Origin of the sequence: Pseudomonas sp. Irchel 3F3 (genome assembly GCF_900187545.1) — a bacterium.
GTDB lineage: Bacteria > Pseudomonadota > Gammaproteobacteria > Pseudomonadales > Pseudomonadaceae > Aquipseudomonas > Aquipseudomonas fortuita.
Window position 1 is genome coordinate 95,640 of sequence record NZ_FYDS01000013.1, and the last position, 12,983, is coordinate 108,622.

Sequence of the window (12,983 nt, forward strand, 5' to 3'; positions counted from 1 at the left end):
GGCTGCTTTGCAGCCCATTCGCAGCACAAGGCTGCTTCTACAGGGGATCGCGTAACCCTTGCAGGAGCAGCCTTGTGCTGCGAATGGGCCGCAAAGCGGCCCCTTGCGATTCAATGGGCGAAAATGGACCCACCTTCCTTGCCCACCATCTTCTCCGGCTTGATCAGGAACCGTGCCAGCGCCGGCAGCAGCCACAGCGCGCCAAACATGTTCCACAGCAGCATGAAGGTCAGCATCAACCCCATGTCGGCCTGGAACTTGATTGCCGAGAAGATCCAGGTGCACACGCCGATGGCCAGGCACAAACCAGTGAACAACACGGCTTTACCCGTCGAACGCAGGGTCTGGTAATAGGCTTCCTGCAACGGCAACCCGGCACGCAGGAAGCTTTCCAGCCGGCTGTAGATGTAGATGCCGTAATCCACGCCAATCCCCACACCCAGCGCCACCACCGGCAAGGTCGCTACCTTCACCCCGATGCCCATGTAGGCCATCAGTGCATTGCCCAGCACCGAGGTCAGTACCAGCGGCAGGACGATGCACAGGGTGGCGGCGAACGAGCGGAAGGTGATCAGGCACATCACCGCCACACAGATGTACACCAGGATCAGGATAGTCAGCTCGGCCGACTTGATCACTTCGTTGGTCGCCGCCTCGATCCCGGCGTTGCCCGCCGCCAGCAGGAACTGCAGGCCTTCCTTGTTGTGGCTGTCGGCAAACGCCTTGGCCACGGCGGTCACCCGCTCCAGGGTCTCGGCCTTGTGGTCGTTGAGAAACACCAGCACCGGCGCCAGCGAGCAGTCACCGTTGTACAGGCCGTCGGCACGGGCGATGGAGTTGTTGAGGATGTCCGGGTTACGCGACAGGGTTTCCCATTTCAGGCTGCCCTCGTTCATGCCCTTGATCACCTGCTTGGACACGGTCACCAGGGAAATCGCCGACTGCACACCCGGGGTGTTCTGCATGGTCCACATCAGCTCGTCGATAGGCGCCATGGTCGCGTGGACCGAGCACTGCTCGGGCGGGGTTTTGACCATGATCACCAGCACGTCGGAGCTGGTCGAGTAGTTGCTGATGATGAAGCTGTTGTCCTGGTTGTAGCGCGAGTCAGGGCGCAGCTCCGGCGCGCCTTGGTCGAGGTCGCCGATCTTCAGGTTCTGGCTGTACCACAGCCCACCGGCGAAGGCGACCAGCGCCAGGGTGACAGACACCGGCGCCACCTTGGCACTGGCAAAATTCGATAGCAGGCGCCAGAAGGGGTGCTCGCGGGTCGCGTCCTTCTTGCTGCGCTCGATGGCCTTCTTGCTGATGCCGACATAGGAAATGGCCACTGGCAGCAGAATCAGGTTGGTGAACACGATCACCGCCACGCCGATGGAGGCGCCGATGGCCAATTCGCGAATCACCCCGATATCGATGATCAACAGAGTGATGAAGCCCACCGCGTCGGCAAGGATGGCGATCATCCCCGGCAGGAACAGCTGGCGGAAGGTGCGCCGGGCCGCCGTGAGGGCGTTGTCAGCGTCACTCGACTGCAAGGCGATGCCGTTGATCTTCTGCACCCCGTGGGAAATGCCGATGGCGAAGATCAGGAACGGCACCAGCATCGAGTATGGGTCCAGCCCAAAGCCCACCGCATGCATCAGCCCCAGCTGCCAGACCACCGCCACCAAGGTAGTGATGAGCACGGCGATGGTGCTGCGTATGCACCAGGTGAACCAGTACAACAGCACCCAGGTAATGGCCAGGGCGACGCCGAAGAACATCGCCACCATCACCAGGCCATCGATCAGGTCACCGACCTTCTTGGCGAAGCCGACAATGTGGATTTTCACATTGGGGTTCTGCGCCTGGAACTTGTCGCGGATCTTCTCTTCCAGCAGGTGCGAGAACTGCTGGTAGTCCAGCTTCACCTGCTTGCCTGGGTCCTGCGGGTCGGGGTAGCTCTCCAGCAGCGGCACGTCGACGATGCTCGACTTGAAGTTGTTACCCACCAGGCGCCCCACCTGGCCGGACTTGAGCACGTTGTCGCGCAGGGTGTCGAGGCTGTCCTGCGAACCGTTGTAGGTGTTGGGGATCACCTCGCCACCGGAAAAGCCCTCCTCGGTTACCTCGCTCCAGCGCACGCTGGGGCTCCACAGTGACTTCAGCCCGGCACGGTCGACGCCGGGGATGTAGAACACCTCGTCATGGACCTGGCGCAGGGTCTCCATGTAGTCCTTGTCGAAGATGTCGCCATTCACCGCCTCCACCGAAATGCGCACGGTGTTACCCAGGTTGGCGAGGTCGTTACGGTGCTCCATCATCTGCTCGATGAACGGGTGCTGCAGCGGGATCATCTTCTCGAAACTGGTGGACGGGCGAATCTGCGTCGCCTGCCAGAACAGGAAAATGCTCACCAGCACACACAGGGCGATGACCACGGGGCGGTTGTTGAAGATCAGGCGCTCAAGCAGCGTGGCCTTGTCCTGGTGGTGCGGGTGCATGGTAATGCTCTCCCTGCTGGTCATCGGCTCACCCCTTCGGCACCCTGGGCATCCGCCAGGTGTACGCCGCCCTGCCCCACCAGCAGCAGGCCGCCATTGGCCAGGCCGCTGACGCCAGCCAGGGCGATGCGGTCGGCGCGGTTGTACACGCTGAAGGTCTGGCCGCCATCGGTACTGCGCAGCACACTGCCGCCGTTGCCGACCAGCACCAAGGTGCCATCATCGAGAAGCGTAGCGCTTGCCAGGCCGAATTCGAGGTTGCCGCGCGCGACCTTGAGTTCGATCGGCTGCCAGCTGTCACCAAAATCGGTGGAACGGAACAGGTTGCCGCGCAGGCCGTAGGCCAGCAAGGCGTGCGCCTGGGCGGTGCCGATCACACCGAACAGCGAGCCCTCGTAGGGGCCCTGCACCTTGGCCCAGGTCTGGCCGTTGTCGGCGGAGCGGAACATGCCGCCCTGCTCGCCTACGATGAACAGGCCGGCATCCCGCACACGGGCAATACCGTTCAGGTGCAACTGGTCAGGGTTGTCCAGGCGCTCGGCCACGTCCTGCCAGTGCTGCCCGCCGTCGGTGGTTTCCATCAAGGCGCCATAGGCCCCTACGGCAAAGCCGTGCTGCGCATCGAGGAAAGCGATATCGAGCAAGGGTGCTTCACGGGCGAGGTCTTCGAACTGCTTGGTCCAGGTTGCGCCGCCGTCGCTGCTGACGAGGATCTGCGCATCATGGCCGACCGCCCAGCCGCGCTTGTCATCGAGGAAGAACACGGCGGTGAGCAACTGCCGGGTGGGTACACGAGCCTGGGTCCAGGTATTGCCCTGGTCGTCGGAGAACAGAATATGGCCGCGATCACCCACCACCACCAGGCGCTTGCCGGCATGGGTGGCGCCGATCAGCAGGCTTTGGCTGGCCTTGGCAGATTCGGTGGAGTATTCGTCGACAGCGGCGGCCTGGGCACTGTCGGCCCACACCCCCAATGCCAGTGCCAGCAATGCGCTGGCCGCCAATGGCCAGGCACCACGCCTGGCCGGCGCCCGTAGCTGTTCCCTCATGACTGCCCCCTTGTTGTGTTCTTGTTGGTGGGTCAATGCATTGCAGGTACTGCAAAAAGCCTGATCTAGAGGCCTGCAATAGCTTGAGGGGATCGTAGCGGGGATGTCTGCGCGATTACAACGGGCGGGGTGTTATGTTTTGTTGTCGGCCCAAAAAGCTTCGCGGGTCAACCCGCTCCCACAGGTGCTACACCGTCCATGAAAGCGGTGAAGTACCTGTGGGAGCGGGTTTACCCGCGAAGAGGCCGGCACTGACTACAGAAAACTCAAGCCAGGCTCTTGCTCACCACTTCATACACATCGCTGGACAGCTCACCCGAAGCCAGAATCCGCTCCAGCTCGCCCCTCATCAGCGCCTGACGCGCATCGTCATATTTGCGCCAGCGGGTCAGCGGCGCCAGCTGACGCGAGGCGATCTGCGGGTTCAGCGCATTCAGCTCGATCACCAGGTCCGCGAGGAAGCGATAGCCCGAACCATCGGCGGCATGGAAGTTGATCAGGTTCTGCCCGGCAAAGGCCCCAATCAGCGCACGCACCTTGTTCGGGTTTTTCAGGGTGAACGCCGGGTGCTGCATCAACGCCTTGACCCGTGCCAACCCGCCCGGCAGTGTGCTGGCCGCCTGCACGCTGAACCACTGATCCATGACCAGCGGGTTGTCCTTGAAGTGCTCGGCAAAGGCTTCCAGGGCCTTGGCCCGCTCGGCTTCGAACGGCGAGTTGACCAGCACCGCCAAGGCCGTGAGGCGTTCGGTCATGTTGTCGCACTGATCGAACTGTTCCAGGGTCGCTTCCAGCACCTGCGGCTTGCCGCTCTGCATCAGGTACGACAGGGCAATGTTCTGCAGGCTACGGCGGGCGAAGTGCTCGGCAGAGGCCACGTAGGCGGTGCCGCGCGACACTTCACGGTGGGCCTGATAGCGCGCCCACAAGGCGTCGAACAGCTGCTCGGCGATCTGCTGGCGGGCGAACTCGCGGGCTGCGTGGATGGCGTCCACGTCGGCCACCTGGCTGATCTCGGTGAGGTACGCCTCGCCCGGCAACGAAAGCATTTCGGCAACCATGGCCGGGTCCAGCGACGCGTTACCCAGCACGGTGCCCAGGGCCGTGATCAGGCGCTGGTCGAGTTTCAGGGCTTCGCCGCGTTGATGCTGGCCGATCAGCTCCTGCAACACCTGTACCGACAGTTGCTGCCCCGCTTCCCAGCGGTTGAAACCGTCGCTGTCGTGCTGCATCAGGAACATCAGCTGGTCGCGGTTGTAAGGGAAGCTGAGCTTCACCGGTGCGCTGAAGCCGCGCAGCAGCGAGGGCAGCGGCTTGGCCTGGATACCCTCGAAGGTGAAGGTCTGCTCGCCCTCGGTCACCGACAGCACACGGCTGGTACCGCCAGCTGCCGGCTCACCGGCCAGACGCAGCGGCAGGTCATTGCCTTGAGCGTCCAGCAGGCCCAGCTCGACCGGGATCACGAACGGAAGCTTTTCGGCCTTGTCCGGGGTTTGCGGGCAGCTCTGGCGGAAGGTCAGGCTGTAGGTTTGTGCAACTGCGTCATAGCTTTCGCTCACGTCCAGACGCGGGGTACCGGCCTGGCTGTACCAGCGCTTGAACTGGGTGAAGTCCACACCGTTGGCGTCTTCCATGGCCTTGATGAAATCATCGGTGGTCACCGCTTGGCCATCGTGACGCTCGAAATACAGGTCGCTGCCCTTGCGGAAGCCGTCGGCGCCCAGCAGGGTACGGACCATGCGCACCACTTCGGCGCCCTTCTCGTACACCGTCAGGGTGTAGAAGTTGGAAATTTCGATGAAGCTGTCCGGGCGCACCGGATGGGCCATGGGGCCAGCGTCTTCGGCGAACTGGTGGGTGCGCAGGTAGGCGACGTCTTCGATGCGCTTGACCGTGCGCGAGTTCATGTCGGCACTGAACTCGGCATCGCGGAACACCGTGAAGCCTTCCTTGAGCGACAGCTGGAACCAGTCACGGCAGGTGACACGGTTGCCCGACCAGTTGTGGAAGTACTCGTGGGCGACCACGCCTTCGACGCGCTGGTGCGCGGCATCGGTGGCGGTTTCGGCACGGGCCAGCACACAGCTGGAGTTGAAGATGTTCAGGCCCTTGTTTTCCATGGCGCCCATGTTGAAGTCGTTGACCGCGACGATCATGAAGATGTCCAGGTCATACTCACGGCCGTAGACTTCTTCGTCCCAACGCATGGACTTCTTCAGGCTGACCATGGCGTGGTCGCACTTGTCGAGGTTTTCGGGTTCGACATAGATGCGCAGCATCACATCACGGCCAGACTGACGCGTAAACGTGTCCTCGACGCACCACAGGTCACCGGCCACCAACGCGAACAGGTAGGCCGGCTTCTTGAACGGGTCTTCCCAGGTGGCCCAGTGGCGGCCGTCCTCGGCCGGCCCGCTGCCCGTTGGGTTGCCGTTGGACAACAACACCGGGTAGCGATGCTGCTCGGCGATCACCGTGGTGGTGAAGGTGCTCATCACGTCCGGGCGGTCGAGGTAGTAGGTGATCTTGCGGAAGCCCTCGGCCTCGCACTGGGTGCAGAACATCTTGCCGGACTTGTACAGGCCTTCCAGCGCAGTGTTGCGCTCAGGGTGGATCTTCACGCTGGTGTCGAGGGTGAAGCGTTCGGCCTTGGGATGGACGGTCAGGCTGTCGGCATCGACCTGGTAGTCGCCCGACTGCAGTTCCTGGTCGTCCAGCGAGGCACGCAGCAGTTCCAGCTGCTGGCCGTCTAGCACCAAAGGCGGCAGGCCGGCACCGCGTGCCGGGTTGCGGCGCATGACCAGTTGCGCGTGGACCAGGGTGTGGTCCTCGAACAGCTCGAAAGTCAGGTGCGTCTCGTCGATCAGGTACTCGGGCGCCTGGTAATCCTTCAGGTAGATCACTTGCGGTTGTTCGGTACGCATGTGCAGGTCCTTTTTACTGGAGCACGGCCAACTGGTAGGCCGTGTACTTGCGAATATTGATCACCCCGGTGTCAAAGATCAGATACTGGCCCTTGATGCCCAGCAGCGTGCCTTCGGCCACCGGGTCCTTGTCGAGGTTGAAGCTGACGATCTTTTTCGGGTAGGCCTCGACCGGGTAGTTCATCTGCACCACTTCGGCGTCGGGCAGCGGCTGAATCGCCTGCAGGCCAAAGCGCCCGTGCAGCTCGCGCAAGCCGTCGGCGCAGGCGTCGAAGATCTGCTCACGAATGGCGGGCAGGTCGAGCACCTCGGCATCGCCTTTGAGCAGCGTGCGCCAGTTGGTGCGGTCTGGCACCTGGCTGCGCAGTACATCTTCCACCAGGCCTGATTGCTGACGGGTGGCCACACGCATGATCGGCAGGGCCTGGCTGGCGCCCTGGTCGAGCCAGCGAGTGGGCAGCTGGGTGGCGCGGGTGATGCCGACCTTGATCCCCGACGAGTTGGCCAGGTAGACCACGTGGTCGGTCATGCAGAATTGTTCGCCCCACGACGGTTCGCGGCAGGTGCCGGCATCGTAGTGACATTTTTCCGGGGCCATGATGCACAGGTCACACTGGGCCAGCTTGGTCATGCACGGGTAGCAGTAACCCTGGCTGAAACTGGTCTTGGTGCGCTTGCCGCAATGGCTGCAGTGAATGGCGCCGAGGTATTCCAGGCGCAGGCGCTGGCCGATCAGCGGGTTGACTGGCACCTGCGTGTCATCCAGCCGGAAGCTGTATTGCACCACGGGTGCCTGCAGGCTTACTGCCATCTTGCTCAACGAGCCACGAGCGAGTTCGATCAATGTACCGAGTCCGACTTGAACAGAATGTTGGCGATCGGCGCAGACTTCGATGCGCATTCCTGCGGGCCCATGTAACCGGTGCGCTGCTCTTCGGGCAGGTTTTTCATCTCCCAGGCGATGACCGCCTGCAGCGACAGCTCTTTCTGCTCGGCCGTGAGCTTGCGGCCATCCGACCATTTGCCGATTTCCACGGCCAGTTTCAGGCTTTCGTAGATTTCCGGGGTGATGTTTTCAATCATTTGCGCGAAAGTGGACATAGTGTCTCCTGATTCAAGCCGACAGTTTACGCCGGGCCAGCGCCCCACCCAAGAGCCCGGTCAGGCATCCGATGAGCAACCCACCAACATGGGCAGCGTTGGCGATCTGGCCAAGGCCCAGGGTGCCGACCACGCCGGTCAGGCACACCACCAGCCAGACCAGCATCATCACCAGTACGCCCTTGGGCAGGTTGAAGTGACGGTTGGGCGCCAGCCACTGGTACAGCCAGATATGCCCGAGCAAGCCGTACAGCACGCCGGACAGGCCGCCGAACAGGCTCGGCCCGCTGGTGTAGTGCTGGGCCAGGTTGGACACCAGGCTGAACAGCAAGGTCAGGCCCAGCAGCATCCACGGGCCCTGGCGCAACTCGATGCGCTTGCCCAGCTCCCAGTACCACAGGCTGTTCATGGCCAGGTGCAGCACGCCAAAGTGCAGCAGCATGGGTGATACCAGGCGCCACCACTGGCCTTGGTCCAGGACTTGCGCCAGCGAGCTGAAGTACAGGTAGTCGCCCTGGACGCGGAAGTCGAGGAAGGTAAACCAACTGATGGTGGTGAAATTGTCGCCCAGGCTGGTGAGGCCGGCGACGATGAAGCACAGCAGCAGCGTGAGGGTGGTGATCTTGCAGGCTTTGGCCTGCTGCACCAGGGAGGGTTGTGTGGGGCCGTTCGCAGGCCCCGCTCCCACAGGTTGCTCCACCGCCTGGAGGTCGGCGTTGCCGTCGGGGTAGCGCTGGTAGAGTTGCAGCACGTCTTCGGCAAGGGTGTCGGGGGCCCAGAGCACTTGGACATCGCCCTCCTCGCTGACCCGGTGCGGCACCTGCAGACGTTGCAGCAGGTGGACGAAGCCGCTGAGGTCAACCGACAGCGGCAGGCGCATCACTTCGATAATATTCATTGGTTGGCCTGTGGGCGGTCGACGTCGACCCAGACGAACTTGTGCGGGTCAATGCGGGTTTCATCATCCAGCCGGTAGGCGGCCAGTTTGCCGTAGAGCACGGCACTGTAGTCCAGGCAGGCCAGGTTGGCGCGGATCGGCGCTGGGCGGCCGCTGCGCCAGTAATGGCCCACGAACAGCAAGGGCTCGTCTTCGGCATAGCGCAGCAAAGCGTTCTTCTGGCTGTGGCTGAGCGGGGTACTGGCTACCTCCTCGGGCAAGGCATCGGGCTGGAACACGATGTCGCCATAGGTTTGCGGGTCTTCTTCCCAGAACTTGGTGCGGAAGAACGCGCGGGTCAGGCCGTCGCCGCCGGTCAGCGTCAGGCCGTCCGGCAGGCGCATGTCGGTGCCACGCAACAGGCGGTTGCACACCGTGTCGGCAAAACTGCCACTGACTGCCGAGGCCTGGATGAAGTGTTCATCGATGCGCCCGTCGGGGTATTGCTGGCGCAGCGGCTCGATCAACCGCGGGTCCCAGCAGGCGTGCACCAGGCGGAAGCGCCCGGCATCGATGAACAGCGGCAGCTGGTAGAACCAGTTGACGAAATCGTGCCAGTCGCCGGGGTGGTGGGCGAACTGGGTGAGGGTTTCGTCAATCAGCCGGGCGTGGCGTGGCGTGTGCTCGCGCACATAGGCCTTGCCGCTGCCGGGCAGTGCCGGGGTGACCCAGCCCAGGGCGTTATATTCGTGGTTGCCCATGATGCAGAACGCCTGGCCGGCCTCGACCATATCATGGACGATGTGCAGCGCCTCGCGAATGCGTGGCCCGCGGTCGACGATATCGCCCAGAAACAGCGCGAGGCGCCGCGGGTGGCGCCACACGCCGGCCACACGCTTGTAACCGAGGGCGTCGAGCAGGCGTTCAAGGGTCAGTGCACAGCCGTGTACGTCACCGATGATGTCGAAACTTCGCGCCGGATCGAGCATCAGTCGTCCCTGCTCCCCAGGCGGCTGCCCCAACCGAGCTTGGTGCGGCAGACCTCGTAGTAATTGTGGTCCAGCGGGTGAATCAGGCGCAGCTTCTGCGGCTTCTTGCTCACCGTGATGGTGTCGCCGGGGGCGCAGGTGAAGTGGTTCTGGCCGTCACAGGACACTTGCGGGTAGATCTGCAGGTCCTTGGACACCACGATCTTCAGCTCGCTGTTGCCGTCGACCACGATCGGCCGGCCCGACAAGGTGTGCGGGTACATCGGCACGATGACGATGGCGTCGAGCTTGGGGTGCATGATCGGGCCGCCGGCCGACAGCGCGTAGGCAGTGGAACCGGTGGGCGTGGCGACGATCAGGCCGTCGGCCTTCTGGCTGCAGACGAACTGGCCGTCGATGTAGATTTCGAACTCGATCATGCGCGTGGACTTGCCTGGGTGCAGCACCACGTCGTTCAGCGCATCACCCTGGCCAATGGCCTCGTGATGGCGACGCACCTCGGCCTGCAGCAGGAAGCGGTTTTCCACCAGGTAGTGGCCGTCGAGCACTTCGGCAACTTTCTCTTCCAGCTCGTCAGGGCGGATGTCGGTGAGGAAGCCCAAATTGCCACGGTTGATGCCCAACACCGGAATGTTGTGCCGGGCCAGGGCGCGGGCGGCGCCCAACAGGCTGCCGTCGCCGCCGACCACGATGACCAGGTCGCAGACCTCGCCCAGCAGCTTGCGGGTAGAGGTTTGCAGGCCATGGCCGGGTAGCACTTCGGCAATGGTGTCCTCGAGGATCACATGCAAGTGGCGATCGAGGAGGAATTTTTTCAGTCGGCGAATGGTGTCGAGCACCTGCGAGCTGCCAAGGCGGCCGATGATACCGATATTGCGAAATTGCTCCATGGGGCTCCTGCGGGGCTCTGCGACGGGTGACGATGGCCCGATTATGGGCGAAACCACCGGGTAGCGGCAAACCGGCTATGCTCGCAGGATGATGCCATTCGCCCTGCTCATCGACCTGCCCCGGCAGTTACGCCGCCCCGCCGTGCGCGACCTGGCCTGGGCGCTGCTGTCGCCGCCCCTGCTCAGCACCCCGCCCTGCCCCCAGCGCCACCCGCTGACGGGCAGCCTCTGGGCGCAGCAGCCGCAGCGTCTCGAGGGCTGGTTGCGAGCGCTGGATGCCGACGATCGCCCGCTGCAAGCGTGGCTGGCAAAGCTTGGCAGCCGACGGCTGGGGCATTACTACGAACGGCTGTGGCAATTTGCCCTGGGCCAGGCGCCCGGCATCGAACTGTTGGCGGCCAACCTGCCGATTCGTGACGCGGGGCGCACCTTGGGCGAGCTGGACGTGGTGCTGCGCGATCGCGACGGTGTGCACCACCTGGAACTGGCGATCAAGTTGTACCTGGGGCCGCAAGACGCCGGGCACGACCCGCATGCCTGGCTGGGACCTGGGTGCCATGACCGGCTGGGGAGCAAACTTGCGCACCTGACGGGGCACCAGTTGCCCATGTCGAACGGCGCGCACAGCCGCGAGCTGTTGGCGCGGTTGGGGGTTGAGCAGGTGCAGGCACACGTGTGGCTGGGTGGCTACCTGTTCTATCCATGGCCTGGCCATGCCGAGCCACCCGCGGGCGCCAACCCGCAGCACTTGCACGGGCGCTGGGTGCGCCGGCGGGACTGGGTCATGGCAGAGGGTGAACATTGGCAGCCCTTGCAGCGGCATGCCTGGCTGGCACCTGCGCGGGTCGAGGCAGGTGAAGGCTGGACGGTGGAGCAGTTTGCGGCCTGGTTGCATGTGCTGGAGCGGCAGGCGCCGGCGCAGTTGCTGGTGAGGTTGGAGGCTGATGCCGAGGGTGCCTGGCAGGAGGTGGAGCGGGTGTTTCTGGTGGCTGATGACTGGCCGCACGTGCCCGGTGCCTGATGTTACCTGTACCGGGCCTATCGCCGGCAAGCCAGCTCCCACTGCACAGGCCCCAGGCTCAGCATCGTCCCTGTGGGAGCTGGCTTGCCGGCGATAGGGCCGGTGCTGGCAACACAATTTTCACAGACCTAGCGCAAAGATTTATTTCTGGTAACCACTACAGTGGTACCTGAGCGCCAGCAAGAGCGCCATTTTGACCTGATGACGAGGACCGATCATGGTTTCATCCAACCCCGCGACCCATTACGCACGCGTGTCCATCGCCCTGCATTGGCTGATGCTGGTGCTGCTGGCCGCTGTTTATGCGCTCATCGAACTGCGTGGCCTGTTCCCCAAGGACAGCGCCGAACGCAATCTGATGAAAGACCTGCACTTCATGCTCGGGCTCAGCGTGTTCGTGCTGGTCTGGCTGCGCCTGGCCATGCGCCTGAGCCGCCCTACCCCGCCCATCGTGCCCAAGCCGCCGGCCTGGCAGACCGGGCTTGCGCACCTGATGCACCTGGCGCTGTACCTGCTGATGATCGGCATGCCACTGGCCGGCTGGCTGATCCTCAGCGCCGCCGACAAACCTGTGCCGTTCTTCGGCCTGGAGCTGCCACACCTGATTGGCCCGGACCCGGACCAGGCCAAGTTCATCAAAGGCTGGCATGAACGCGTGGGCAGTTGGGGCTACTGGTTGATCGGCCTGCACGCCCTGGCCGGGCTGTATCACCACTACGTGCAGCGCGACAACACGCTGCTGCGCATGCTGCCCTTCAAGTAACCGCGCCGGCCCTGCAGGCCACCGGTATGCACAACGATCAGGCGGGTGCCGGGCGCAAACAGCCCGGCCTCGACCTGATCACGCAGGGCCAGCAGGGCCTTGCCGGTGTACAGGGCCTCGAGCGGTACACCACTGTGCTGCTCGCACCCGGCAATGAAGGCCAGCAGCTCATCGTCGAATTTGCCAAAACCGCCACGGCACGCATCGTGTAGCTGGTAGCCGTGTGTACCGGCCAATGCTGCCACCGTCTCCGGCACGCCATGATCCCTGGGCACGGCCAATGCGCCATGTACGACATGCGCACCCGCCTCGGCCAGCACCAGGCCGGCCAGGGTAGTACCGGTTCCAGCAGCCAGCCACCAGGCATCGTAGCCCGACCAGCCCAATGCCGTGAGCTGCGAACGCGCCTGCTGCATGATCAGCGCACAGCCCTGTGCACCAGCCGGGCCGCCGCCGCCTTCGGGGATGCAATGCCAGCCTGGGTAGCGTGACTGCCAGGGGCCCCAGAATCCGGTTTCGTTGCGCGCGCGGTAGCCGCCGTAGCCGAGCCAGTGCAGCTCCATGCCCAACGCCTGAAGGTCACGCACCGTAGGTGTTTCCTGAACGTGGCCCCGCAGCAGGCCGGCGGTGGCGAAGCCGAAGCGCTTGCCGGCGGCGGCCAGGGCGTGCAAGTGGTTGGAGTGATTGCCGCCAAGGCTGATCAGGCCCGGGGCTTTGCTGACGCTGGCTTGCTGCAGGTGAAGGCGAAGCTTGAACCACTTGTTGCCGCTGACCAGTGGGTCGATCAGGTCCAGCCGCAGGATGGCGGCCTCGACATTGGCAGTTGCCAGCCAAGGCAGGTTCAGGGGTTGCAGGGGCGCTTGAGGGAGGTCGAAAAGCATCG

Annotated in this window: 11 protein-coding genes; 2 read left to right on the forward strand and 9 right to left on the reverse strand. The window is 63.7% G+C overall.

The window, feature by feature from the left end:
- Positions 1–110: 110 nt before the first annotated feature.
- The 8 genes from CKW35_RS24160 to CKW35_RS24195 form a co-directional block, all read right to left on the reverse strand.
- Positions 111–2,486: an RND family transporter gene (locus CKW35_RS24160; RefSeq protein ID WP_033731806.1), complete on the reverse strand. Its 2,376-nt coding sequence runs from the start codon at positions 2,484–2,486 to the stop codon at positions 111–113.
- Between the two features lie 20 nt (positions 2,487–2,506).
- Positions 2,507–3,535 (reverse strand): YCF48-related protein, encoded by a 1,029-nt coding sequence (locus CKW35_RS24165; protein ID WP_016485542.1) that lies wholly within the window; start codon positions 3,533–3,535, stop codon positions 2,507–2,509.
- A 266-nt stretch (positions 3,536–3,801) separates the two neighbouring features.
- Positions 3,802–6,459 carry an aminopeptidase N gene (gene pepN / locus CKW35_RS24170; RefSeq protein WP_016485541.1) on the reverse strand — a complete coding sequence of 886 codons (2,658 nt, stop codon included), beginning with the start codon at positions 6,457–6,459 and terminating at the stop codon, positions 3,802–3,804.
- Between the two features lie 13 nt (positions 6,460–6,472).
- Entirely contained in the window at positions 6,473–7,303 is an 831-nt protein-coding gene (locus CKW35_RS24175) for a DUF2797 domain-containing protein (protein WP_016485540.1), read from the reverse strand.
- Positions 7,300–7,560, reverse strand: coding sequence for a YeaC family protein (locus tag CKW35_RS24180; protein ID WP_016485539.1), 261 nt, complete (start codon positions 7,558–7,560; stop codon positions 7,300–7,302). Before CKW35_RS24180 ends, CKW35_RS24175 begins: the two co-directional genes overlap by 4 nt.
- Before the next feature lie 13 nt (positions 7,561–7,573).
- Complete coding sequence (locus tag CKW35_RS24185; RefSeq protein WP_016485538.1) at positions 7,574–8,458, reverse strand: rhomboid family intramembrane serine protease; 885 nt, start codon at positions 8,456–8,458, stop codon at positions 7,574–7,576.
- Positions 8,455–9,429: a metallophosphoesterase gene (locus CKW35_RS24190; RefSeq protein WP_169725181.1), complete on the reverse strand. Its 975-nt coding sequence runs from the start codon at positions 9,427–9,429 to the stop codon at positions 8,455–8,457. The genes CKW35_RS24185 and CKW35_RS24190 overlap by 4 nt, the downstream gene beginning before the upstream one ends.
- Entirely contained in the window at positions 9,426–10,316 is an 891-nt protein-coding gene (locus CKW35_RS24195; protein WP_016485536.1) for an NAD(+) kinase, read from the reverse strand. The genes CKW35_RS24190 and CKW35_RS24195 overlap by 4 nt, the downstream gene beginning before the upstream one ends.
- An 88-nt stretch (positions 10,317–10,404) precedes the next feature.
- Between CKW35_RS24195 and CKW35_RS24200 the strand changes: the two genes are divergently transcribed.
- Both CKW35_RS24200 and CKW35_RS24205 read left to right on the forward strand, forming a co-directional pair.
- Positions 10,405–11,337 carry a DUF1853 family protein gene (locus CKW35_RS24200; RefSeq protein WP_024717867.1) on the forward strand — a complete coding sequence of 311 codons (933 nt, stop codon included), beginning with the start codon at positions 10,405–10,407 and terminating at the stop codon, positions 11,335–11,337.
- A 217-nt stretch (positions 11,338–11,554) separates the two neighbouring features.
- Entirely contained in the window at positions 11,555–12,100 is a 546-nt protein-coding gene (locus tag CKW35_RS24205) for a cytochrome b (RefSeq protein WP_016485535.1), read from the forward strand.
- On the opposite strand, the gene CKW35_RS24210 is transcribed toward CKW35_RS24205, so the two are convergent.
- Positions 12,052–12,981: a 1-aminocyclopropane-1-carboxylate deaminase/D-cysteine desulfhydrase gene (locus tag CKW35_RS24210; RefSeq protein WP_016485534.1), complete on the reverse strand. Its 930-nt coding sequence runs from the start codon at positions 12,979–12,981 to the stop codon at positions 12,052–12,054. The genes CKW35_RS24205 and CKW35_RS24210 overlap by 49 nt on opposite strands.
- Positions 12,982–12,983 lie beyond the last annotated feature (2 nt).